We start from the raw sequence: 23,009 nt of genomic DNA, 5'->3' as shown, positions 1-23,009 counted from the left end.
GCGCCGAAGGCGCTACGGGGGTGGGCCATCAATCAGCCTTGAAGCCCGTGGCCTTGACGACCGCGGCCCAGCGGGCGGTCTCGCTCTTCAGCATCTGCTCGCTGTCGGCGCGGCTGGTGCCGGTGACGGTGAAGCCCGCGTCCTGCAGCAGCTTCTTCACGTCGGGCGCCTGCAGCGACGCGACCGCGCCGCGCTGCAGCGCATCCAACACCGGCGCGGGCGTGCCGGCCGGGGCGAACAGCGCGAACCAGGCCGAGAAGTCGACCTTCGGCAGGCCGCTCTCGGCGAAGGTGGGCACTTCGGGCAGCAGCGGCGAACGGGCCTGCGCCGTGGTGGCCAGCGCGCGCAGCTTGCCGGCCTTGACCTGCGGCACCGCCAGCGCGGTGGTGACGAAGGCCGCTTGCACGTCGCCCGAGACCAGCGCGGTGATCGCATCGCCGGTCGCGCGGTAGTGCACCGGCTCGATCTTGAAGCCGCCCTGCTCGGCGAACACCTCGGCGCCGAAGTGCCCCGGCGTGCCGGCCCCGAAGGTGGCGAAGTTGACGCGGTCCGGCCTGCCCGCCGCCGTGCCGACGAAGCCCTTCACGTCCTTCGCGGCCGACTGCGCCGGCACCACGAGGATGAAGTCGGAGCGCACCACCTCCGTCACCGGCATCAGTTCCTTCGCCGGGTCGTAGGGCAGCTTGCTGTAGGTGGCCGGCGCGATGCTGATCGAGCCCACCTCGCCCAGCAGCAGCGTGTAGCCGTCGGCCGGGCTCTTGGCCACGGCCTGTGCCGCGATCTGGCCGCCGGCACCGGCGCGGTTGTCGACCACCAGCGTCTGCTTCAGCGTGTCGCCCAGCTTCTGCCCGACGGTGCGGGCGACGATGTCGGGGCCGGTGCCGGGCGGGAAGCCCACCACCAGCTTGAGCTGCCGGTCGGGGAAGCCCTGCGCCGCCGCCGCCAGCGGCACGGCCGACGCGAGCAGCGCCAGCGGCGCCAGGGTGAGGGAACGGCGGCGGACCATGTGTGTCTCCATTGTCGTGATGGCCTCAGTGTGCGCGCGGGCACGGCGGCGGGCTGTCGGCCGAGAAGACGACAACCGCCGCCCGGCCGTGCTGCGCAGCGGCCCGTGATTCTTCGCTACGATCGGCCCCCGCCCCGGAAGGAAGTGATCCTATGACGAAGCTGGCTGAGTTCATGCAGGGAGATTTCGGCACCGACAACGTGGCGGGCTACCTCAGCGGAGGCAAGACCAACCGCAGGTTCAACTACTTCCGCTCCAGCAGCGCCGCGCTGCCGGCCTTCGTCAACGCGCTCGAAGCGGCGGGACGGGCCAAGGTCTACACCAACCTCGATCCCGCCCCCTGGCCCAAGCACATCGTGCAGAACATCAAGGGCAAGGCCTCGCTGCAGCTGCACGAGGGCGACGGCGCGCTGGAGGTCACCCCCGCCGAGCAGGCCGTGCGGAAGTGGCCGTCACGCGTGATCTCGACCAGCGGGGCGGCGCCGGTCGGCGGCGGCGGCCTGCACGCGGCCGCCCGCGGTCTAATGACCAGCGCCACGCTCGCCGCGGAAGGCAGCCGGGAGCGCGGCCTGCAGCGTGCGCTGCGCTACTACATGCTCGCGACCTACGCGCTGGTCGACATCAGCGGGGAGGAATCCTTCAAGGGCCTCAACAACTACATCGGCGCGATGCTGGTCGGCGACGACGGCGCCATCCTGGCGGCGGGCATCAACACCGGCTCCTACCGGCACGCCGAGGTCAGCATGCTGCTGTCCTACTTCCGCAGCCACCCGACCGCCACGGCGCTGCCGGCCAAGAGCGTCGTGTTCTCCACCCTCACGCCCTGCAAGCAGTGCACGGCGTACCTCACCGCCGTCAAGGCCAGCGACACCGTCATCTACTTCGGCCAGAAGGACACCGGCAAGGACGGCCGTGCCGGCGAGAAGATCGGCAAGCAGCTGAGCGAGAAGACGAGCGCGCCGCACGGGCGCAGCAAGACCGCGCTCACCGGCACCGTGCCCGACGAGGGCGGCCTCGGCGTGGTCGCCACCGGCACGGCCAGCGGCATCCACAAGGTGGCGATCGACCAGGGCCTGACGAGCTGCATGGGCTCGGGCTCGATCGCCGGGCAGATCGGCGAGGCCGGCGATTCACGCGAGATCCTGCGCAGCACCAGCGATGCGCTGATCCACAAGACGGTGAAGGACCGCAGCGGCTCGGATGCCGAGGCGCAGCTCAAGCAGGCGGTGCTGACCTACGTCACGGGCTGGCTGGGGCGCGTGACGCTGGCGGCCTGAGCGGCCCCGGGGCGGGGATCACGCGGCGCAGGCCGGCAACATCGGTGTCCGTGTCAGAACCCCGGGGTGGCGACCTCGGGCGTTGCCGGGGCGAGGCCGCCCTGGCGGGCCAGCTCGCCGAGCCATTGCCGATCCACCTCGTCGAGCACGTACTCGGCCATCACGGCCTCGGCATCCGATTCGAAATCGGCGCGCAATCCGGGATCTGCGCGCAGGGTGTTGACAAGGGCCTGGGCACGGGCAGAAGGCATGGCGTACTCCGTCAGTGATTTCGCCCCAATCTAGCCGAGCCGGCGGGCCGCCGCAATTGGCATCGGCGGAGCACCGGCCGGTATACATTTCGGAACGACAGCACACGGACAATGCCTGGAGGGGCAATGGGTATCAACCTCGACGCGCTCGTTTCACTGGCCTGGACGCAGTGGGCAGCCGTCAACTGGGTGGAAATCGGCATCCCCTTGGCCCTCACGGTCATCGCCTGGTGCCTCGGCAGATTCTCGTCGGCGCTGCTGGCAGGCCTCAACCCGCGGCTTTCCAATTACCTCGGCGAATACCACTGCTACCACGTTTCATGGCGGCGCCAGCGAAACATCGTCGAAAGCCGCTTCAGGGTCTACAGGACCATCTTCGGCACGGTACGCGTGAGAGAAAAGTACCTGGACTTGGCCGATGCGTACGTGGGGATGGCCTATGCCGTCGGGAGCTCCGTGCATTTCCGACTGCGCGACAAGAAAAACAAGTTCGAATCGCACTACATCTTCCCCGACCCGATCATCGCGCGCATCAACATCGTCTGCGGGTCGTTCTGCTCCACGACGATGGACAGCCACCCGGTCGCCGGCATCAAGCTCCTGTCGGCAAAGCCGCTGGAAGACAGCGAGATCCGCAGCCTGATCGGCAAATGCCCCGCCCTTCAGGCCGCCAGGTTCCAGGACTGCATCGAGCTCGGCGAGGCCCGGGCCGGGACGAGCCCGATGCCGAGCTGACCCGGCCGGTGCAACGCGCGAGCAACGAAGTTGGCGAACAATTGGGGGTCCATGACCCAGACCCCTGATTCCCCGCGCCGCATGCCGAGCGCATGGTGGCGCCGCCGCCCGCTGCTCTGGGGCGCGGGCGTGCTGAGCCTCCTCGGCATCGCCCTGGCCGCCTACATGCTCGTGCTGGTCCGCAGCACGCCCGACTTCGCCGCGCTGCAAGCCGCGCAGCAGTCGCGGCCCAGCCTGATCGTCGCGTCCGGCGGCGAGCGGATCGGCGACTTCTCGGCCGCCGGGCACCTGCGCACGGTGTCGCTCGACCAGGTGTCACCCGAACTGGTCAACGCGCTCATCGCCACCGAAGACCGCCGTTTTTACGAGCACCACGGCATCGACGCCCGGCGCATCGTCTCGGCCGCGTGGAGCACGCTCACCGGCGAGATCCAGGGCGCTTCCACGCTGACGCAGCAGCTCGCGCGCAACCTCTTCCCGCGCGAGATCGGCAACCGCCGCTCGATCGACCGCAAGCTGCGCGAGGCCATCACCGCGCTGCGCATCGAGCAGGCCTACAGCAAGCGGCAGATCCTCGAGAGCTACCTGAACAGCACGCCGTTCCTCTACAACGTGCGCGGCATCGACATGGCCGCGCGCACGTACTTCAACAAGCCGGCCGCGCAGCTCGACGTGCTCGAGAGCGCCACCCTGGTCGGCATGCTGAAGGGCAACCATCGCTACAACCCGGTGCGGCACCCCGAGCGCGCGCTCGCGCGGCGCAACGTGGTGCTGTCGCTGATGGTGCGCGAAGGCATGCTCGACGAAGCCTCCTACGAGCGGGTGCGCGGCAAGCCGCTGGCGCTCGACTTCAGGCGGCCCGATGCGGCGGGCGGCCTGGCGCGGCACTTCATCGAGCAGGTGCGCGACCAGGTGAACGAATGGGCCGACGCGCAAGGCATCGACCTCGACACCGACGGCCTGACGGTCGAGACCACGCTCGACCTGAACCTGCAGCGCTTCGCCGAGGAAGCCCTGGGCGAGCAGGTGGCGCTCATGCAGCGCGTGGCCGGCCTGGAATGGAGCCAGCGCGCGCTGCAGGTGCCCAGTGCGGCCAAGGTGCCCGAGGCGCGCACGCCGTTTGCATACTTCTGGCAGCAGCACCCGGAGCTGCTCGACGAGCTCGCCCGCAGTTCGGAGGCCTACCGCACGGCGGGCGGCGATGCCGCGGCCCTGGCCCAGGTGCGGTCCGACGCCGCGCTGATGCAGCGGCTGCGCGACGAGAAGACGCGCCTGTCGGCCGGCTTCGTCGCGCTCGAGCCCGTCACCGGCGAGGTCAAGGCGTGGGTCGGCAGCCCCGACTTCGCGCGCGAGCCCTTCGACCACGTGTCGCAGGCTCGCCGCCAGCCGGGCTCGACCTTCAAGCCCTTCGTCTACGGCGCCGCGCTCGCGAAGGGCCTGTCGAGCGGGAACGAGTTCATCGACGAACCGGTGCACGTGGCCCTGCCGGACGGCGGCTCCTGGTCGCCCACCGACGCCGGCGGCCCCACCTACGACGTGTTCACGATGCGCCAGGGCCTCGCGCAATCGCGCAACGGCATCACGGCGCAGGTCGCGCAGATCGTCGGCACGCAGCCGGTGATCGATTTCGCGCAGGCCGTGGGTGTGCGGCAGTCGACGCTCGAGGCCGTGCCCTCGCTCGCGCTGGGCACCAGCCCGGTCACGCTGCTGGAGATGGCCGATGCCTACGCCACGCTGGCCTCGATGGGCGAGCGCCAGCCGCCGCGGCTGCTGCGCCGCATCGTCGACCGCAGCGGCCAGGTGCTGGCGACGTTCGAGCCCGCCGCGCCCGAGCGCGCGGTCGATCGCCGAGTTGCCGAGCAGCTCGTCGACATGATGCGCGGCGTGATCGAGTCGGGCACCGGCAGCCGGCTGCGCACCGAGTTCGGCGTGCGCGGCGACTTCGCCGGCAAGACCGGCACCACGCAGCACGGCACCGACGGATGGTTCCTGGCGATGCAGCCAGGCCTCGTCGCCGGCGCGTGGGTGGGTTTCAACGACCAGCGCGTCACCTGGCGCAGCAACTGGTGGGGCCAGGGCGGCCACAACGCGCTGCGCATCGTGGGCGACTTCTACCGCCGCGCCCAGCGCGCGCAGGCGCTGGACTTCGCCGCACGCTTCCCCGACGTCGAGCGCCCGGAGCCGATGGCGGTCGACGCGAGCTGGCCCGTCGCGGCGACGCAGGCCGAAGCGGGCGAGGCCGCCCTCCCCGTCGACGGCGGCGCCCCCGCCCCGCGCTGACGCCTTTCAGCGCACGCCGTGCGCGGCCCCCGCGGTTCTACCGGTTCCCGCGGCCGCTTTTCGACCGACCGGCGCCCCGCGCCGTGCGCAGAATCGCGGTGCCCGATCCAGCCCATCGGCTCGGGTGCCGCGGCCGCGAGCGGCCTGCTCCGAGACCGAGGTGTGAATGAGTGTTGCGCCGCGTCCGAGTTCCGAGCGTCAGCGCCTGACAGCGCTCGAGCAGCTGGAACTGCTGGATACCGAACCTGAACCGACCTTCGATGCGCTGACCCGCCTCGCCGCACGCCTGCTGCGCGCGCCGATGGCGCTGGTGTCGCTCGTCGGCGAGGACCGCCAGTGGTTCAAGTCGCGCGTCGGGGTCGAGCTGCCGCAGACGCCGCGCGACGAGGCCTTCTGCGCCCATGCCATCCTGCACGAGGCGCCGATGGTGGTGGCCGACGCCACGCTCGACGCCCGCTTCGCCAGCAACCCGCTGGTCCTCGGCCCCCCGGGCATCCGGGCCTACCTGGGCATTCCGCTGCGCACCAGCGCCGGCCATGCGCTGGGCACGCTGTGCGTGCTGGACCGCCGGCCACGATCGTTCTCGGCGCAGGACATCGCCTCGATGGAGGACCTGGCCTGCCTGGTCCGCCGCGAGATCCAGCACCGCGAGGCGATGGTGCGCGCGCGGCGACTGGCCGGCGAAAGCATGAAGGCCGTGTCCGCCAGCGAAACCCTCTACCACGCGACCTTCGACCGCGCGGCGGTCGGCATCGCCGTGGTCGGCCTCGACGGAAGCTGGCTGCGCATCAACCCCTGCCTCGCCCGGATCCTGGGCCGCACGCAGGACGAACTGTCGTCCCTGACCTTCCAGGACCTGACCCACCCCGACGACCTGAACGCCGACCTCGGACTCGTCGAGCAGCTGCTGGCCGGCGAGATCGACCACTACACGCTGGAGAAGCGCTACCTGAAGCCGCACGGCGAGGTCGTCTGGGCGAACCTGACGGTCACGCTGGTGAAGCAGGACGGCGGCACGCCGCTGCATTTCGTCTCCGTCGTCGAGGACATCACGCGCCGGCACCACGGCGAGCAGGCGCTGCACCGCCTGCGGCTGGAACTCGAGCAACGTGTCGTCGAGCGCACGCAGGCGCTGCAGGAGGCCAACGACGGGCTGGCCGCGTCGATCCGCCAGCTGCAGCAGTCGGAGGAGGCGCTGGCGGAGCGCACCGCCGAACTGAACGCGGTGCTGACCAACGCCCACGACGCCTACATCTGCATCGATGGCCAAGGCCTCATTGTCGAGTGGAACCGCCAGGCCGAAGCGACCTTCGGCTGGTCCTGCGGCGAGGCGATGGGCCGGCCGCTCGATGCGCTGATCATCCCGCCGGCGTTCCGTGCCGCGCACCGCGCGGGCGTCCAGCGCCTCGCCAGCACCGGCGACGAGCGCGTCGTGAGCCAGCGCCTGGAAATGACCGCGTTGCGGCGCGACGGCACGGCGTTCACCTGCGAGGCGACGATCGCCGCATCGCCCTCCCGGTCGCGGGGACCGCTCTATGCCGCGTTCCTCCACGACATCTCGGCGCGCAAGGAAGCCGAACGCCGCCTCGCCGACGCCAACGCGCGGCTGGAAGACCTGTACCAGAACGCCCCCTGCGGCTACTACTCGCTCGACCGCCAGGGCGTCTTCGTGCAGATCAACGAACGCTCGCTGGAGCTCTTCGGCTGCGCCCGCGAGGCGCTGATCGGCCGCAAGGGCCCGCGCGACTTCTTCACCGAGGCCGGGCGTGCACGCTTCGCGGAGGTCTACGCCCGCTTCCTCGTCGAGGGCCGCTTCGGCCCGGAAGAATTCGATCTGCTGTCGGGCGACGGATGCCAGCGCCGGCTGAGCGTGATGGCGACGGCGCTGCGCGACGAGCACGGCGCATTCCTGCGCAGCCGCACCGTCGTCTTCGACGTCACCGAGCTGCACCGCGTCCGCCAGGCGCTGCAGGAGGCCAACCGCCAGCAGCACCTGATGCTGGACAACGAGCTGGTGGCCATCGTCAAGCTCAAGGACCGCCGCGCCGTGTGGGTCAACCGGGCGTTCGAGCAGATGTTCGGCTTCGCGCCCGGCGAGTTCGACGGCGGCGCCATGCGCACGCTGTACGACGACGAGGACTCCTTCGAGCAGATCGGCCGCTCGGCCTACGGGGCGCTCGCCCGCGGCGAGACCTACCGCACCCAGGTGGGGATGCTGAAGAAGACCGGCGAGCGGCTCTGGGTCGACATGAGCGGTGCGCTGCTGTCCTCGGACTCCGGCGAATCGCTCTGGATGATGCACGACATCACCCACATGAAGCTGCAGCAGCAGGAGGTGGAGGACCTCGCCTACCACGACGCGCTGACCGGGCTGCCCAACCGCACGCTGCTGAAGAGCCGGCTGGTGCAGGCGCTGGGCGCCGCGCAGCGCGCGGGCAACCACGTCGCGGCCTGCTTCCTCGACCTCGACGGATTCAAGGCCGTCAACGACGTGCACGGCCACGAGGCCGGCGACCGCCTGCTGTGCGAGGTGGCGCGCCGCCTGGCGGGCATCGTGCGAGGCCACGACACCGTCGCGCGGCTCGGCGGCGACGAGTTCGTGCTCGTGCTGACGCAGCTGGCGTCGCCGAACGACGTGCACGTCGTGGTGGAACGCGCCGAGCGCGCCATCGCGGCGCCGGTGGAGATCGGCCCGGGCCTCCAGGCGCGGGTCGGCGGCAGCTTCGGGGTCGCCGTGGCCACCGCGGGCATCGATGCCACCGCCCTGCTCGCGCAGGCCGACGTGGCGATGTACGAGGTCAAGCGCCGCCGCAAGCAGCAGCCCGCCGCAGCGCCGGCGGCCTGAACCGGCGCCGGCGGCGCTTCGACTATTCGACTATTCGACTTTTGTCGTATAGTCGAAACATGAACGAAGACCACGTCATCCGCGCGCTGGCCGCACTGGCCCATCCCGTCCGGCTCAAGGTGTTCAGGGCCCTGGTCGTCACCGGGCCGGGCGGCATGACGCCCGGTGTGATGCAGGAAGGGCTGGGCGTGCCGGCCACCACCCTGTCCTTCCACCTGAAGGAGCTGGCAGCCGCGGGCCTGGTCACGACCGAGCGTGCCAGCCGGAACCTGGTCTACCGGGCCGCCTACGACCAGATGAACGGCGTGGTGGGCTACCTCACCGAGAACTGCTGCGCCGGCGCCGCGTGCGCCGTCGAGCCCGCATCGGCAGCCTGCGGCTGCTGAACCTCACTTCGCAACAGGAGCAAGCCATGAAGCGCTTCCATGTGCACGTCCACGTCGACGATCTCCAGGCCAGCATCGCCTTCTACTCGAAGATGTTCGGCGCGGCGCCGGCACGCGTCGAGGCCGACTACGCCAAGTGGATGGTCGACGACCCCCGGCTCAACTTCGCGATCTCCACGCGCGGCAGCAAGCCGGGCGTGGACCACCTCGGCATCCAGGCCGACACCGAGGAGGAGCTCGCCACGCTGAAGGCGCGCGCGGAAGCGGCGGACCTGGCGCTCGAGCGCGTGGGCGAAACCACCTGCTGCTATGCCCGCAGCGACAAGTACTGGGTCACCGATCCGCAGGGCATCGCATGGGAGCAGTTCCACACGCTCGGCAGCATCCCTGTGTTCTCGCAGGCGCCACGGCCGGTGCAGACCCCGGCCGCGGCATGCTGCGCGCCCCGCGGAAAGCCCGTCGGCATCCCCGTCGAGCCGGCCTCCTCCTGCTGCTGAAGGACGCACCGTGAGCCGCCCCTACAACGTCCTGTTCATCTGCACGGGCAACTCGGCCCGCTCGATCCTGGCCGAGGCCCTGCTGAACGCCGCCGGCCACGGCCGCTTCGTCGCCTTCTCGGCAGGCAGCCATCCCAAGGGGGCCGTGCACCCGATGGCGCTGGCGGAACTGCGGCATCTCCGCATCCCGACCGACGGCCTGCGCAGCAAGGGCTGGGAAGAGTTCGCGGCGCCCGGCGCACCCGAGATGGACTTCGTGTTCACGGTGTGCGACCAGGCGGCCGGCGAGACCTGTCCCGTCTGGCCGGGCCAGCCCATGACCGCGCATTGGGGCATGCCCGACCCGGCCGCGGTCGAAGGGCCCGAGGAGCTGAGGCAGCAGGCCTTCCACGATGCGGCCGTCACGATGAAGCGCCGCCTCGACCTGATGATGGCGCTGCCGCTCGCGAGCCTCGACGCGATGGCCATCCACCGCCAGATCCACGACATCGGAAAGCGCTGACATGACCACCAACGTGCTGATCCTGTGCACCCACAACTCGGCGCGCAGCGTGTTGAGCGAAGCCATGCTCGGCCACTGGGCGAACAAGCTCGGCAAGGACGTCCGGGCCTTCAGCGCCGGCAGCGCCCCGAGCGGCCGCATCAACCCCTACGCCCTCGAGGTGCTGGGCAACGCGGGCATCGCCACCGGCGCCTTCCGTTCGAAGAGCTGGGACGAGTTCACACAGCCGGGCGCGCCGGCCATGCGCGCCGTGATCACCGTGTGCGATGCGGCGGCGGCCGAGGCCTGCCCCTACTGGCCCGGCAGCCCGGTCCAGGTCCACTGGGGCTACGCCGACCCGTCCAACGCCCCCGAACCCGAGCGGGCCGCCGCCTTCGAACTGACCCGCCAGGCCATCGGCTACCGGATGCTGCAGCTGCTGCAGCTGCCCCTCGGCACGATGAGCAACGCCGAGTTGCAGCGGGCCCTCGAAGACATCGCCAAGGCCTGACCGTGACCGCATCCCCACTCGCCCCCGACGCCGCCGCCCGACCCACCGCGCCGGCGATCGGCTTCTTCGAACGCTACCTCACCGTCTGGGTGGCGCTGTGCATCGTCGCAGGCATCGCCCTCGGCCAGTGGCTGCCTACGTTCTTCCAGGCCGTGGCCGCGCTGGAGGTGGCGCAGGTCAACCTCCCGGTGGGCTTGCTCATCTGGGTGATGATCGTGCCGATGCTGCTGAAGGTCGACTTCGGCGCGCTCGGCCAGGTGGCCTCGCACGCCCGGGGCATCGGCGTCACGCTGTTCATCAACTGGGCGGTCAAGCCCTTCTCGATGGCGCTGCTGGGCTGGATCTTCGTGCGGCACGTCTTCGCGCCCTGGCTGCCGGCCGACCAGCTCGACAGCTACGTGGCCGGCCTCATCCTGCTGGCCGCCGCGCCCTGCACGGCGATGGTCTTCGTCTGGTCCCAGCTCTGCAAGGGCGACCCGCTGTTCACCCTGTCGCAGGTGGCGTTGAACGACGCCATCATGGTGGTGGCGTTCGCCCCCATCGTCGCGCTGCTCCTGGGCCTGTCGTCGATCACGGTGCCGTGGGACACGCTGCTCACCTCGGTCGGCCTGTACATCGTGGTGCCGGTGGTGCTGGCGCAGCTGTGGCGGCGGTCGCTGCTCGCCAAGGGGGCCGGGCACTTCCAGTCGGTGGTGGCCCGGCTGGGGCCGTTCTCGATCGGCGCGCTGCTGCTGACGCTGGTGCTGCTGTTCGCCTTCCAGGGCGAGGCCATCCTGCGGCAGCCGCTGGTGATCGCCATGCTGGCGGTGCCCATCCTCATCCAGGTCGTCTTCAACTCGGGCCTGGCCTACCTGCTGAACCGCAGGCTGCGCGTGCCACACTGCGTGGCCGGGCCCTCGGCGCTGATCGGCGCCAGCAACTTCTTCGAGCTGGCCGTGGCCACCGCCATCGCGCTGTTCGGGTTCCAGTCCGGCGCGGCGCTGGCGACCGTCGTCGGCGTGCTCATCGAGGTGCCGGTGATGCTGGCGGTGGTGGCCCTCGTCAACCGCTCGCGGGGCTGGTACGAGCGCGAGCTCGCCGAGGCGCGCTGAGCATGGCGGCCCCCTCACCACCGCGCCCCATGGACACGTTTCCCGCCCTCGACGCCGCGCTGTTCGATGCGCCCACCCTCGAGAAGCTGGCCGTGCGCCAGCCCGCCCGCCACCCGCCCCGCTTCCTGATGCTCTACGGATCGCTGCGCGAGCGGTCCTACAGCCGCTTCGCCACCTTCGAGGCGGCGCGCCTGCTGAAGGCGATGGGCGGCGACGTGGAGGTGTTCGACCCGACAGGCCTGCCCTTGCCCGACGGCGCGCCGGAATCGCATCCGAAGGTGCAGGAGCTGCGCACGCTGGCCGCGTGGTCCGAGGGCATGGTCTGGTGTTCGCCGGAACGCCATGGCGCGATGACCGGCATCATGAAGGCGCAGATCGACTGGATCCCGCTGAGCGTCGGCGCGGTCCGGCCCACGCAGGGCAAGACGCTGGCGGTGATGGAGGTCTCGGGCGGCAGCCAGTCGTTCAACGCCGTCAACCAGATGCGCGTGCTGGGCCGCTGGATGCGGATGGTGACCATCCCCAACCAATCGTCGATCGCCAAGGCCTTCAACGAATTCGACGAGGACGGGCGCATGAAGCCCTCGGCCTACTACAACCGCATCGTCGACGTGATGGAGGAGCTGTTCAAGTTCACGCTGCTGACGAGGGACGCCAGCCCGTACCTTGTCGACCGCTACAGCGAGCGCAAGGAATCGGCCGAGGCGCTGTCGGCGCGCGTGAACCAGCGCGCCCTCTGAAGGCCCGCGGCCGCCGGCCGCTATGGCGCCAGCCAGCGCCGCGCGCGGTCGACGATGGGTTTGTCGACCATGCGGCCGTCGACGATGAGGGCGCCCTGCCCCTGCGCGCGTGCGGCGGCGTCGGCCTCGACGACACGGCGCGCCCAGGCCAGTTCGTCCGCGGTCGGCGAGAAGCCCTCGTTCACCACGGGCACCTGCCGCGGATGGATGCACACGGAGCCGGTGAACCCGATGGCACGTGCATGGCGCACCGTGGCGGCGAAGGCCTCCATGTCGGCCACCTCGGCCACGCTGGCCGCCAGCCCCCAGCAGGGCAGGCCGTAGGCGTGCGCACAGGTGACGACCTGCGACGCCGGCCACGCCAGGGCCTGCGGCGTCGGCGCCACGCCCAGCGCCGCCGCATGGTCTTCGGCACCGAAACCCAGGGCCGCGAGCCTCGGATGCCGCGCGATCTCGGCGCTCGCCAGCACACCCAGCGGGCTCTCGATCAGCGCGGCGACGGGCAGCGCCGCGGCACCCGCCGCATCCAGCGCCTGCGCCAGCGCCGTGACCTGCCCGGGCCGCTCCACCTTCGGCAGCATCACCGCGGCCAGCGCCTGCAACGGCATGGCCGCGATGTCCTGCAGCCAGGCCTCCCGTCCGGCGTTCACCCGCAGCAGCACCGGCAGGCCGCTGCCGGCCAGCTGCGCCAGCGCTTCGGCCGCGAGCACCCGCGCCTCGGCCTTGCGCTCGGCCGGCACCGCATCCTCCAGGTCGAGGATCAGCGCGTCCGCGCCGCGGCCGGCCGCCTTCGCGAGCAGGTGCGTGGCGGTCGCCGGCAGGAACAGCAGCGAGCGCAGCGCCGACAGGCCCCCTGCCCCGTTCGGCGGCGGCCTCATGCAGCCGCCCCGCCCGCGCCGATGCGGCCCAGCGCCGCCGCATCGGCCCCCAGCTCGGCCAGCACCTCGGCGGTGTGTTCGCCCAGCGCGGGCGCTGCGCGGCGCAGGGCGCCCGGCGTGCCGGCCAGGCGCGGCGTCACGTTGTGCATCGTGACAGGCCGGCCGCCGCCGGCGGGCTGCAGCTGCACGTAGACGCCGCGGGCGCGGACGTGCGGATCGGCCAGGATCTCCGCTGGCGACTGGATCGGGCCGATGGTGACGCCCAGGCCGCGAAACCGCGCCAGGCAGTCGGCGAGGTCGAGCTGCGCGATCGCGCCGGACACCAGGCGATCGACCTCCGCGTCGTGGCGCAGCCGCGCGGCATTCGACGAGAAGCGCGGATCGTCGAACAAGGCCCCGTGGCCGAGGGCCTCGAACACACGGCGCGCCATCGTCTGCGTCGAGCCGGACAGCGACACCCAGCCGCCGTCGCGGCAGCGGTAGGCGCCGCGGGGCGACGCGATCTTCTCGTGCGCCGGCGGCGCCGCGCCGGTGGCGGCGTACTGCGTGACGTCCGGACCCATCACCGCCGCCATCGGCTCGAGCAGCGACAGGTCGATGACCTGCCCGCCGCCGCCGCCCACCTCCACCGCGCGCAGCGCCGCCATCACGGCGAAGGCGCCCGTCAGACCGGTGACCATGTCGGCGAGCGCCATGTTCGGCAGGCCCGGTACGCCGTCGCCATCGCGGTGCTTGTGGGCATAGCCGCTGAAGCCCTCGATCAGGCTGCCGAAGCCCGGCAGGCCGCTGTAGGGGCCGTCCTGGCCCCAGCCCGAGATGCGCACGATGACGAGCGAGGGATGGGCCTCGTGCAGGCGCGCCGGTGCCAGGCCCATCGCCTCCAGCGTGCCCGGCCGGAAGCTCTCGACCAGCACCTGCGCGGTGGCCAGCAGCCGGTGCAGCCACGCCATGGCCTCGGCGTCGCGCAGGTCGAGCGCCACGCTGCGCTTGTTGCGGCCGTAGACCTGCCACCAGGCATCGAAGCCTTCCGGATGATCGGCGTCCTGCGCCCGCCAGGCGCGCAGGGTGTCGCCGCGGCCGGCGGCCTCGACCTTGATCACGTCGGCGCCGAAGTCGGCCAGCTGCAGGCTCAGCATGTTCCCGGCCACCAGCCGCGACAGGTCGACGACGCGCAGGCCATGGAGCGGCCCGATGGCGCCCGGGCGCGGCTCCACGAGCGGCACAGCGTGTGTCATCCGCCGCTACTCCACCTTGACGCCGAGGTCGCGCACCAGCGGCGCCCAGACCGCCGCCTCCTTGCCGAGCAGCTTGACGAACTCGTCCGCCGGCATCGTGAGCGGCTCGCTCTCCATGGCCGCGAAGCGCTGCTGCACCTCGGGCATCGCGAGCACCTTGGTCATCGCCGAGGCGATCCGGCCAGCCACGTCCTGCGGCACGCCCTTGGGCGCAAACAGGCCGCCGATGACCGCCACCTGCACGCCGGGCAGGCCGGCTTCGTCGAAGGTGGGTACGTCGGGCAGCGACGGCTTGCGCTGCGCGTCGGCGATCGCCAGCGCCCTCAGCTTGCCCGAGCGGATGTGCGTCATCTCGGCGGTGAGGGAATCGGTGGCGAACAGCGTCTGGCCGCCCATCAGGTCGGTCAGCGCCTGGCCGCTGCCCTTGTAGGGGATGTGCGAGGCGGACACGCCCGCCTTGCGCATCCAGAGTTCGGAGCCCAGGTGCGTCATCGTGCCGATGCCGGCCGAGGCATAGCTCTGCGGGCCGGCACGCAGGCGCTGCAGCAGCTCGTTGAACGACTTGGGCGCACCCGGCTCGTTGGCGACGACCACCGCGAAGGGCGCGCGCAGGATCGGCGCCACGGCGGTGAAGTCGCCCATCGTGTACTTCGCGGCGGGGTTGATGAGCGGCACGACCAGCAACTGCGCGGTCGACGTGAAGAGCAGCGTGTAGCCGTCCGGCGCCGCGCGCGCGACGGCCTGGTGGGCCACGATGCCCGAGCCCCCGGCGCGGTTGTCGACCACGACGGTCTGGCCGAGCACCGGGCCCAGGTAGTTGGCCACCAGGCGCGCGGTGACGTCGCTGCCGGAGCCGGGGCCCTGCGGCACGACCAGGGTGATCGGCTTGGCCGGAAAGGGCTCGGCGACGGCGGGCGCCGCGCCGGCAAGCAGCGCCAGGGCCAGCAGGCCACGTCGCATAGCAGAATGCATCGGTTGTCTCCTTGTTGCAGGTTGCCGCCTTCGGCACGCCAGCATGGTAGGCGCAATCGTGTGCTACAGCAAGTTTTGCCATGACACAGAAAACGAAGAAGATCGCCTCCGCGTCCGAGCTGCGCCATCACGATCCGGAAGACCTGATCACGTTCAGGATGTCCGCGCTGTCGCAGCTGCTGGGCCGCGTGGTCGAGGCGTCGGTGAGCGGCGAGCTCGGCCTGTCGAGCCGCCAGTGGCGCGTGCTGGTGATCCTGAACCGCCTGGGCGAGGCGACCTCGGGCGACGTGGCGCGGGTCTCGCGGCTGGACCACAGCCAGGTCAGCCGCGCCTCGCACGAACTGGTCGGCAAGGGGCTGATCGCGATGCACACCGACGGCGCCGACAAGCGGCGCCAGATGCTGAAGACCACCCCCGAAGGCATCGAGGTGCTGCGGCGCGGCATCGTCGGCTCGCAGCACCGCCAGCAGCGGCTGCGCGCGCGCATCAGCGACGAAGACTACGCCGTGTTCAAGCGCGTGATCGAGGCGCTGACCGACGAATCCCAGCGGCTGCTCGAAGAAGCGAAGGACGGGGGCGGCGCGCCGTGAGCCCTCAGTGCGACATCAGCACCGGCACGGTCATCGAGCCCAGGAGGCGCAGCGTGGCGCCGCCCAGGATGCGCTCGGCCAGGCGGTGGTGGCCGTAGGCGCCCATCACGATCAGGTCGGCGCCCACGTCGCACGCGCGGGACAGCAGCGCGTCCCCGACGCCGATCGTCGTGGTCTCGACCCGCACCTCGGCCGGCACGCCCTGCCAGGCCAGCCAGCGCTGCACGGCATCCAGCCGCGACTGCAGCAAGGCATCGGGCTCGTGGCGCTCCTCGTTCCAGCCGACCACCTGGACCTGCTCGGCGCGGCGCAGCAGCGGCAGCGCATCGGACAGCGCACGCGCCGCCTCGCGGCTGTCGTCCCAGGCCGCCAGCACGCGCCGGCCGTTGATGCCGGGGGTGCCCACATGCGGCAGCAGCAGCGTGGGCCGGGCGCTGTGCAGCACGACCTGCTCGACGACCTCCTGCACCTGCCGGTGGCCGGGGCTCTGCGGGTCGGCCTGCGTCAGGATCGTCAGGTCGCTGCAATGCGCGTGGCGCACCAGCGAGGCCGCCTTGTCGGCCTCGTCGACCACCGCCTCGAAGGACTTCAGCCCGGCCAGCCGGCACGCGTCGCCGAAGCGGTCGGCGGCCTTGCGGGCCTGCTGGCGCAAGGCATCCCAGGCCATCGCGGCCAGGTCGCCGAAGGCGCCGGCTTCCGGCATCGCGGGCACCTCCAGCAGGCCGGTCGGGGCCAGGCCGGCGAGGTGGCAGTCCAGCGCGCGGGCCAGCTGCACGGCGACCTGCGTGCGCGTGTCGCTGCGTGGATCCTGGTCGAGCAGCACGAGCAGGCTTCGGTAAGTCATGGGACGTCTCCTGTAGCGGACGAGGTGAAGGCCTCAGCCGTCGATCGGTACGCCGCCCTGCCACCAGCCCGTCCACTGGCTCCAGGCCGCCTGCTGGCTGGCGGTCAATGCACGCTGCCACGCCATCAGCGTCTCCCATTGCAGGTTCTGCGCACGCAGCAGCATGTCGGAGGCCAGTGCCGCGGGCAGCGTGAACAGCGGCAGCAGGTCCGGTGAACGGTCAGGTGTGGCGGCTTGGGGCATGGCAGTCCTCCGGGGCAGGCTTCGCAATCTAGGCCTCCTGGCCCGGCCGTGTTTGACGCAGCGCAAGCGCGGCTTGCGCCGGCGCACGCGGCTTGACACACCTCAAGGCAATGCCAAGGGCCGTTCCTAGACTTTGGATGTCGGCGCCCCGTTGAGCGGCCGCCCGGCATCCCACTTCTCCCATCACCTTCCCTTCGACGAAAGGCATCGCCATGAACAGCCTGACCCGCCGCGACCGCTTCGACGATCTGCTGCCCGAGTTCTTCCGCCGCTTCGCGCGGATCGCCCCCTTCGGGGACGAAGCACCTGCCGACATCCGGATCGACGTGACCGAGAACGACAAGGACTACGAGGTCCTCGCCCAGATGCCGGGCGTGAAGAAGGAAGACATCCGCATCGCCGTCGACGGCAACTTCGTCTCGATCAGCGCCGAGGTGAAGAAGGACCAGGAAGGTCCGTCGAACGGCGGCCGCGTGCTGCTGAAGGAGACCTACCACGGCAGCACTTCGCGCGGCTTCTCGCTCGGCCACGAGATCGACGACAAGGCGGTCGTCGCGAAGCTCGAGAACGGCGTGCTGCGGCTGACGCTGCCGAAGCGCGAGGGCGCCGGCGCACGCACGATCGCGGTCCAGTGAGGCGGCCGCGGCGGCTCAGGGCACCAGCACCGCGGCGCCCACGAGCCGTCCGCCGCGCAGGTCGTCGAGCGCCTCGTTCGCGCGCTCCAGCGGATAGACGGTGGTCCGCACGTCGAGCGGCATGCCGGCGATCGCGCGGAAGAAGCCGCGGGCGTCGCGCCGCGTGAGGTTGGCGACCGACACCAGCTCGCGCTCCTGCCACAGCAGGGCGTAGGGGAACGACGGGATATCGCTCATGTGGATGCCGCCGCAGACCACCCGCCCGCCCTTGCGCACGGCGCGCAGCGCCTGCGGCACCAGGTCGCCGACGGGCGCGAAGATGATCGCGGCATCGAGCGGCACCGGCGGTGCCTCGTCGGAGCCGCCCGACCAGGCCACGCCGAGCGCATCGGCCCACTGCTGCGCCTGCCGGTCGCCGGGACGGGTGAAGGCATAGACGCGCCGGCCCTCGCGGGCCGCGAGCTGCGCGAGCAGATGCCCTGCCGCCCCGAACCCGTAGAGCCCGAGTTCGCGCGCCGACGCCCCGGCGGCCTGCAGCGCACGCCAGCCGATCAGCCCGGCGCACAGCAGCGGCGCGGTGCGCACCGGATCGAGCGGCGCCTCGGGCAGCGGCACGCAGAAGGCGGCATCGGCGACGAGGTGCGTCGCGAAGCCACCGTCGCGCGTGTAGCCGGTGAACAGGGGCGCATCGCAGAGGTTCTCGCGGCCGCGGGTGCAGAACGCGCAACTGCCGCAGGTGTGCCCGAGCCAGGCGACGCCGACCCGCTCGCCCAGGCGCAGGCCGCACGCGCCGGGGCCCAGGGCCTCGACCACGCCGACGACCTCGTGCCCGGGCACGAGCGGCAGGCTGGGCTGCGGCAGGTCGCCGTCGACGACGTGCAGGTCGGTGCGGCACACGGCGCAGGCCAGCACCGCGAGCCGCACCTGGCCGGGGCCGGGCACCGGCACCGTGCGCGACTCGGGCACCAGCGCACTGCGCTGGCGCCGCAGCACCATGGCCCGCATGGGGCCCCTCAGGCGGCCGGCGCTTCCGGCCGGCGCACGACCAGCACCGGGATGCCGGCGTGCCGGACGACCTGCTCGGCGTCGCTGCCGAGCAGCACCCGGCTGGCACCGCGCCGGCCGTGCGTGCCGATGACGACGAGGTCGGCGGCCCAGGCGCCCACCTGGGCCACGACTGCGTCGCACAGCCTGCCGCCCGGGCTGTCGCCCAGCACGGTGTCGACGGCGATACCCGCTTCGACGACACGCGCCCGCGCCTGCTGCAGGATCTTCTCCCCGGCTTCGCGCAGCAGCGCGATGACGTCGGTCGACATGCCGCCGTAGCCCTCGGCACCGAAGACGAACGGCAGGTTGTCGACGACATGGAGCAGGCGGATCTGGCCGCCGGTGAGCCGCGCCAGGCGGATCGCCTCGGTGAGCGCAGCGTCCGACGGCGGGCTGCCGTCGACGGGAACGAGAAGGCGCTGGTACATGGAAAACTCCTGGTGTCAGTCGATCTTGCGGGGGCAGGTGTTGATGTGCAGCAGCGCATAGAGCGGGCAGATGCCCACGAGGCTGGTCAGCACCGGCACGGCGCCGATGACCCCCCACGTGCCGATGAGCCCGGCCGCCGTGGCCCCCAAGAGCGACATGCCGATGGCAAAGCGAAGCAGGCGATCCAGGCGCCCCATGTTCCTGTTCATGCAACCTCCATGCGGTGATCTCCGCATGGCGAGAGGCTAGGCCTTCGTGCGCACCACGGCTTGACGCCGATCAAGCGGGATGCGTTTGCCGGCGTGCGCGCAGCAGCCGCCGGCCGGCAAGCGCGGCGGGCGGCGCGAGGCACAGGACGACGAGCCGCCAGTCGAGATCGGCCGGCAGGCGCAGCGCGGCGCTGACGGGCGGCATCAGCAGGCTGGCTGCGGCCACGCCGCACACGGCCAGGACGAGCCCGTCGAACAGCCGGTTGCCGGCGGCCGCGCCCGCCGCGCCGGCGCGGAACCACTGCAGCATCGCGAGGTTGCCGGCGACCACCGTGGCCAGGCCGGCCAGGCGCAGCGCATCGTCGCCGAGCCCGGCACGGTGGCCGAGCCACTGCCCCGCGGCGACCGCCGCGAACGCCACGCCGCCCACGCCCAGCGCCTGCGCGACGGCCGCGGGGCCGAACAGCGGCGCCGACGCCGGCCGCGGCGGGCGGCGCATGCCGTCCGGCGGCAGCGGCTCGGCCTCGAAGACCAGCGAACACGCCGGGTCGATGATCAGCTCCAGCAGCACGACGTGCAGCGGCAGCAGCAGCACCGGGCCGCCGAACAGCGGCAGCAAGGACAGGCCGACGATCGGCACATGGACCGCGAACAGGTAGCCGAGCGCCTTCTGCAGGTTGACGAAGATCCGCCGCCCGGCCCGCACCGCATCGACGAGCGACCCGAAGCGGTCGTCGAGCAGCACCAGGCCGGCCGCCTCGCGCGCCACGTCCGTGCCGCGCTGGCCCATCGCGACGCCGATGTCGGCGGCCCGCAGCGCCGGGCCGTCGTTGACGCCGTCGCCGGTCATCGCGACCACCTCGCCGCGCTGCTGCAGCGCCTGCACGATGCGCAGCTTCTGCGCCGGCGTCACCCGGGCGAACACCGCCACCTCCGGCAGCCTGCGGGCGAACGCGGCATCGCCGAGCGTGTCGAGCGCGGCGCCGGTGAGCACGGCGCCGTCGTCGGCGCGGGCGTCGACGAGCCCCGCCCCGCCGGCGATCGCCAGTGCGGTCTCGGGCGCGTCGCCGGTGATCATCACGACGCGCACGCCGGCCGCACGGCACTCCGCCAGCGCGGCCGGCACGTCGGTGCGCAGCGGATCGAGGAAGCCGATCAGCCCGACGGCGGCATGGCCGTGCACCGGCACCGCCTCGCCCTCGCGCCAGGGCGCCTGCGCGACCGCGATCACCCGCAGCCCGCGGCGCGCCCAGACGCGTGCCGCCTGCCGCAGGCCTTCGATGCGGCCATCGCCCGCGTCGGCGCAGAGGGCGAGCACCGCCTCGGGGGCGCCCTTGACGGCCACCGTGCCGATGCCGCCATCGTCCGCCCAGCCGTGCACGACGTACGGACGGCCCGGCCGGGTGCCCTCTCGGAAGCGAAGCGCCGCGCCGCCGCCGCGCGCCGGCGCCAGGCGCGCGATCGCGCTGTCCATCGGCTCGATGCCGCCGTCCACGCTGGCACGCGCCGCAGCCCGCAGCAACGCGTCGAACGCCGGCCCGGGCGGGCTGCCGCCGGCCCGGGCCCATTCGGCGGCGCCGTCGTGCAGCGCGACGACCTCCATGCGGTTGCAGGTGAGCGTGCCGGTCTTGTCGACGCACAGGACGGTGGTGGTGCCGAGCGCCTCGATCGCCTGCGGCTGCCGCGTGAGCACGTTCAGGCGCGCGAGCCGCCAGGCACCGAGCGCGAGCATCACGGTCCACACGACCGCGAATTCCTCCGGCACGACGGCCATCGCGAGGGTCAGCCCGACGAGCAGGCCCGCCGTCCAGGAGCCCGAGCGCGCCGCGAAGAAGACGGCCGCCAGCAGGCAGGTCAGCATCGCCAGCAGCGCGACGATCCGCACCAGGTGGCGCAGCTCGGACTGCAGCCGGCTGGCCGGCGGCCGCAGCCCGGCGATCGAGCCTCCGATGCGGCCCAGGGCGGTCCGCACGCCCGTGGCCGTCACGCAGGCCACGCCGTCGCCCTGCACGACCAGCGTCCCCGCGCGCAGCGCATCGTCGCCGTCGGCCGCGGCCTTCGCGACAGGCGCCGACTCGCCGGTCAGCAGCGACTCGTCGACCTGCATCGCGTGGGCTTCCAGCAGGCGGGCGTCGCAGGCCAGGCGGTCGCCCTCCTGGACGACGAGGCGGTCGCCCTCGACGAGCTCCTGGCTCGCGATGCGCACCGGGGCGCCATCGCGCACCACCGTGCTGCGCGGGCTGGAGAGATCGCGCAGGGCCTCCAGCACGCGCTGCGTGCGCATCTCCTGGTACACCGAGATCGCGACCACCGCCACGATCGAACACGCGAGCACGACGCCGTCGAGCGCCTCGCCCAGCAGGGTGTAGACCGTCGTCGCGGCGAGCAGCAGCAGCACCATCGGCTGCAGGGCGGTGGCGGCGATGGTCGAGCGCAGCGTCTTGTGGTCGGGCGGCGGCAGGCGGTTGGGGCCGTCGCGGGCGAGGCGGCGCCGGGCCTCGTCCGAGCTCAGCCCCTGCGCCGGCTCCGGCGGCGCCTGCGGGAGGTCTGGAGTGATCACGATGGCCCGTCAGCGCACGGTCGGCACCGCGGGGCTACCTCACGCCGGCCGGCGCTGCCCCGCCGCGGTCCGGCGACGTTCGAGCAGCTCGAAGAGGCCCATGCCCAGCAGCATGGCCACGACGAAGACGAGCGCCTTTGCCTCGCCCATCGCGCTGGCCACCAGCCCCGGGCCCGGGCAGAAGCCGGCCAGGCCCCAGCCCAGCCCGAACAGCACGCTGCCGCCGATGAGCCGGCGATCGACCTGGCGCGCGGTCGGCAGCTGCATCGGCGCGCCCAGCCAGGCGGTGCGGCGGCGGCGTGCGAGCGCAAACGCGGGCAGGCCGACCGCGACGGCGCCGCCCATCACCAGGGCGAGCGAAGGATCCCAGCTTCCCGCGAGGTCGAGGAACGCCAGCACCTTGGCCGGGTCGGCCATGCCGGAGACGATGAGGCCCAGGCCGAAGACCAGGCCGGCCAGCAAGGCGGTGAGGTTCATGCCGACTCCTTCAGATGCCGAGCACGTGGCGCAGCAGGAACACGGCCACGAAGCCCGCAGCCATGAAGGTGGCGGTCGCCGCCAGCGAACGGGGCGACAGCCGCGACAGGCCGCACACCCCGTGCCCGCTGGTGCAGCCGGCGGCGTAGCGCGTGCCCACGCCCACCAGCAGCCCGGCCGCCAGCAGGCGGCCCCAGCCCGCGTCGATCACCGGCACCGGCAGCGCCGAGACGAGGCTGAACACCACCGGCGCGGCCAGCAGGCCGGCCAGGAAGGCCAGGCGCCAGGCGACGTCGCCCGCCGAGGGGCGCAGCAGCCCGCCGACGATGCCGCTGATGCCGGCGATGCGCCCGTTGAGCAGCACGAACATCGCCGCGGCCAGGCCGATGAGCAGCCCGCCGGCCAGCGAGGCCCAGGGCGTGAAGGCGTTCCAGTCGATGTCCATGGATCACTCCGCAGGACAGTAGAGCCGGTACAGGACGTCGAGCACCTCCAGCACCTTGGGATCGGCGACGCTGTAGTAGATGCGCTTGCCCTCTCGGCGCGTATCGACCACGCCCTCGGTGCGCAGCACGCCGAGCTGCTGCGACAGCGTGGGCTGGCGGATGTCGAGCTGGGCCTCCAGATCGCCCACGCACATCTCGCCTTGCGACAGCTGGCACAGCAGCAGCAGGCGGTCTTCGTTCGCGAGGACCTTCAGCGCACCGACGGCCTGCCCGGCCGCTTGGCGCAGCGCTGCGGGGTCGATGGGGGGCGGCGTGCGTTTCATCGTTCGTGGTGCTCGTTCGGC

The 23,009-nt window shown here is 72.1% G+C and carries 26 protein-coding genes; 12 read left to right on the top strand and 14 right to left on the bottom strand.

Annotated features, from left to right (window positions below; genetic code table 11):
- Window positions 1–28: 28 nt before the first annotated feature.
- Window positions 29–1,006: a Bug family tripartite tricarboxylate transporter substrate binding protein gene (locus V4F39_RS01725; RefSeq protein WP_332287506.1), complete on the bottom strand. Its 978-nt coding sequence runs from the start codon at window positions 1,004–1,006 to the stop codon at window positions 29–31.
- Between the two features lie 152 nt (window positions 1,007–1,158).
- Here V4F39_RS01725 and V4F39_RS01720 point away from each other — a divergent pair, with 152 nt between their 5' ends.
- Window positions 1,159–2,283 (top strand): cytidine/deoxycytidylate deaminase family protein, encoded by a 1,125-nt coding sequence (locus tag V4F39_RS01720; RefSeq protein ID WP_332287505.1) that lies wholly within the window; start codon window positions 1,159–1,161, stop codon window positions 2,281–2,283.
- Window positions 2,284–2,336: 53 nt separating this feature from the next.
- Here the strand turns inward: V4F39_RS01720 and V4F39_RS01715 are convergent, their stop codons facing one another.
- The gene (locus V4F39_RS01715; RefSeq protein WP_332287504.1) at window positions 2,337–2,534 is read right to left on the bottom strand and encodes a hypothetical protein; all 198 of its coding nucleotides are present in this window, start codon (window positions 2,532–2,534) and stop codon (window positions 2,337–2,339) included.
- A gap of 126 nt (window positions 2,535–2,660) precedes the next feature.
- On the opposite strand from V4F39_RS01715, the gene V4F39_RS01710 reads away from it, so the two are divergent.
- The 9 genes from V4F39_RS01710 (at window position 2,661) to arsH (ending at window position 12,100) form a co-directional block, all read left to right on the top strand.
- Window positions 2,661–3,269 carry a hypothetical protein gene (locus V4F39_RS01710; RefSeq protein WP_332287503.1) on the top strand — a complete coding sequence of 203 codons (609 nt, stop codon included), beginning with the start codon at window positions 2,661–2,663 and terminating at the stop codon, window positions 3,267–3,269.
- Between the two features lie 51 nt (window positions 3,270–3,320).
- A complete protein-coding gene (locus V4F39_RS01705; protein WP_332287502.1) occupies window positions 3,321–5,549 on the top strand; it encodes a transglycosylase domain-containing protein in 2,229 nt (742 codons plus the stop codon).
- Between the two features lie 166 nt (window positions 5,550–5,715).
- Window positions 5,716–8,394: a PAS domain S-box protein gene (locus V4F39_RS01700; protein WP_332287501.1), complete on the top strand. Its 2,679-nt coding sequence runs from the start codon at window positions 5,716–5,718 to the stop codon at window positions 8,392–8,394.
- Window positions 8,395–8,453: 59 nt separating this feature from the next.
- Complete coding sequence (locus V4F39_RS01695; protein ID WP_332287500.1) at window positions 8,454–8,780, top strand: ArsR/SmtB family transcription factor; 327 nt, start codon at window positions 8,454–8,456, stop codon at window positions 8,778–8,780.
- Between the two features lie 26 nt (window positions 8,781–8,806).
- Window positions 8,807–9,277, top strand: coding sequence for an ArsI/CadI family heavy metal resistance metalloenzyme (locus V4F39_RS01690; protein WP_332287499.1), 471 nt, complete (start codon window positions 8,807–8,809; stop codon window positions 9,275–9,277).
- A 10-nt stretch (window positions 9,278–9,287) separates the two neighbouring features.
- Entirely contained in the window at window positions 9,288–9,779 is a 492-nt protein-coding gene (locus V4F39_RS01685) for an arsenate reductase ArsC (protein WP_332287498.1), read from the top strand.
- A gap of 1 nt (window position 9,780) precedes the next feature.
- On the top strand, window positions 9,781–10,269 hold the full coding sequence (locus V4F39_RS01680; RefSeq protein ID WP_332287497.1) for an arsenate reductase ArsC: 489 nt from the start codon (window positions 9,781–9,783) through the stop codon (window positions 10,267–10,269).
- A gap of 2 nt (window positions 10,270–10,271) precedes the next feature.
- Window positions 10,272–11,360, top strand: a complete 1,089-nt coding sequence (gene arsB / locus V4F39_RS01675) for an ACR3 family arsenite efflux transporter (protein WP_332287496.1) — start codon at window positions 10,272–10,274, stop codon at window positions 11,358–11,360.
- A 29-nt stretch (window positions 11,361–11,389) separates the two neighbouring features.
- The gene (arsH, locus tag V4F39_RS01670) at window positions 11,390–12,100 is read left to right on the top strand and encodes an arsenical resistance protein ArsH (protein ID WP_332287495.1); all 711 of its coding nucleotides are present in this window, start codon (window positions 11,390–11,392) and stop codon (window positions 12,098–12,100) included.
- A 20-nt stretch (window positions 12,101–12,120) separates the two neighbouring features.
- Here arsH and V4F39_RS01665 read toward each other — a convergent pair whose 3' ends face one another.
- The 3 genes from V4F39_RS01665 to V4F39_RS01655 are packed head-to-tail and all read right to left on the bottom strand — an operon-like array spanning window position 12,121 to window position 15,185.
- Window positions 12,121–12,978: an HpcH/HpaI aldolase/citrate lyase family protein gene (locus tag V4F39_RS01665; protein ID WP_332287494.1), complete on the bottom strand. Its 858-nt coding sequence runs from the start codon at window positions 12,976–12,978 to the stop codon at window positions 12,121–12,123.
- Window positions 12,975–14,213, bottom strand: a complete 1,239-nt coding sequence (locus V4F39_RS01660; protein ID WP_332287493.1) for a CaiB/BaiF CoA transferase family protein — start codon at window positions 14,211–14,213, stop codon at window positions 12,975–12,977. Before V4F39_RS01660 ends, V4F39_RS01665 begins: the two co-directional genes overlap by 4 nt.
- 6 nt (window positions 14,214–14,219) lie before the next feature.
- Window positions 14,220–15,185: a Bug family tripartite tricarboxylate transporter substrate binding protein gene (locus V4F39_RS01655; RefSeq protein ID WP_332287492.1), complete on the bottom strand. Its 966-nt coding sequence runs from the start codon at window positions 15,183–15,185 to the stop codon at window positions 14,220–14,222.
- Between the two features lie 80 nt (window positions 15,186–15,265).
- On the opposite strand from V4F39_RS01655, the gene V4F39_RS01650 reads away from it, so the two are divergent.
- Window positions 15,266–15,775, top strand: coding sequence for a MarR family winged helix-turn-helix transcriptional regulator (locus V4F39_RS01650; RefSeq protein WP_332287491.1), 510 nt, complete (start codon window positions 15,266–15,268; stop codon window positions 15,773–15,775).
- A 4-nt stretch (window positions 15,776–15,779) separates the two neighbouring features.
- Here V4F39_RS01650 and V4F39_RS01645 read toward each other — a convergent pair whose 3' ends face one another.
- Window positions 15,780–16,619, bottom strand: a complete 840-nt coding sequence (locus V4F39_RS01645) for a universal stress protein (RefSeq protein WP_332287490.1) — start codon at window positions 16,617–16,619, stop codon at window positions 15,780–15,782.
- A gap of 33 nt (window positions 16,620–16,652) precedes the next feature.
- Window positions 16,653–16,862 (bottom strand): hypothetical protein, encoded by a 210-nt coding sequence (locus V4F39_RS01640; RefSeq protein ID WP_332287489.1) that lies wholly within the window; start codon window positions 16,860–16,862, stop codon window positions 16,653–16,655.
- Window positions 16,863–17,074: 212 nt separating this feature from the next.
- Between V4F39_RS01640 and V4F39_RS01635 the strand changes: the two genes are divergently transcribed.
- A complete protein-coding gene (locus tag V4F39_RS01635; protein WP_332287488.1) occupies window positions 17,075–17,497 on the top strand; it encodes an Hsp20/alpha crystallin family protein in 423 nt (140 codons plus the stop codon).
- A 15-nt stretch (window positions 17,498–17,512) separates the two neighbouring features.
- Here the strand turns inward: V4F39_RS01635 and V4F39_RS01630 are convergent, their stop codons facing one another.
- From V4F39_RS01630 to V4F39_RS01600, 7 genes are all read right to left on the bottom strand, one after another.
- Entirely contained in the window at window positions 17,513–18,502 is a 990-nt protein-coding gene (locus V4F39_RS01630) for a zinc-dependent alcohol dehydrogenase family protein (protein ID WP_332287487.1), read from the bottom strand.
- 8 nt (window positions 18,503–18,510) lie between these two features.
- Window positions 18,511–18,972 (bottom strand): universal stress protein, encoded by a 462-nt coding sequence (locus V4F39_RS01625; protein ID WP_332287486.1) that lies wholly within the window; start codon window positions 18,970–18,972, stop codon window positions 18,511–18,513.
- A 15-nt stretch (window positions 18,973–18,987) separates the two neighbouring features.
- Window positions 18,988–19,182: a YgaP family membrane protein gene (locus tag V4F39_RS01620; protein ID WP_332287485.1), complete on the bottom strand. Its 195-nt coding sequence runs from the start codon at window positions 19,180–19,182 to the stop codon at window positions 18,988–18,990.
- A gap of 70 nt (window positions 19,183–19,252) precedes the next feature.
- Window positions 19,253–21,742, bottom strand: coding sequence for a cation-translocating P-type ATPase (locus V4F39_RS01615; RefSeq protein WP_332287484.1), 2,490 nt, complete (start codon window positions 21,740–21,742; stop codon window positions 19,253–19,255).
- A 39-nt stretch (window positions 21,743–21,781) separates the two neighbouring features.
- The gene (locus V4F39_RS01610; protein WP_332287483.1) at window positions 21,782–22,219 is read right to left on the bottom strand and encodes a YeeE/YedE family protein; all 438 of its coding nucleotides are present in this window, start codon (window positions 22,217–22,219) and stop codon (window positions 21,782–21,784) included.
- 10 nt (window positions 22,220–22,229) lie between these two features.
- Entirely contained in the window at window positions 22,230–22,664 is a 435-nt protein-coding gene (locus tag V4F39_RS01605; protein WP_332287482.1) for a YeeE/YedE family protein, read from the bottom strand.
- A gap of 3 nt (window positions 22,665–22,667) precedes the next feature.
- Window positions 22,668–22,988: an ArsR/SmtB family transcription factor gene (locus V4F39_RS01600; protein ID WP_332287481.1), complete on the bottom strand. Its 321-nt coding sequence runs from the start codon at window positions 22,986–22,988 to the stop codon at window positions 22,668–22,670.
- Between the last annotated feature and the right edge of the window lie 21 nt (window positions 22,989–23,009).

The organism is Aquincola agrisoli (genome assembly GCF_036621135.1).
Classification (GTDB): domain Bacteria; phylum Pseudomonadota; class Gammaproteobacteria; order Burkholderiales; family Burkholderiaceae_C; genus Aquincola; species Aquincola agrisoli.
The sequence above is the reverse complement of the archived record's forward strand: the minus strand, read 5'-3'. Positions and strand labels throughout refer to the sequence as shown.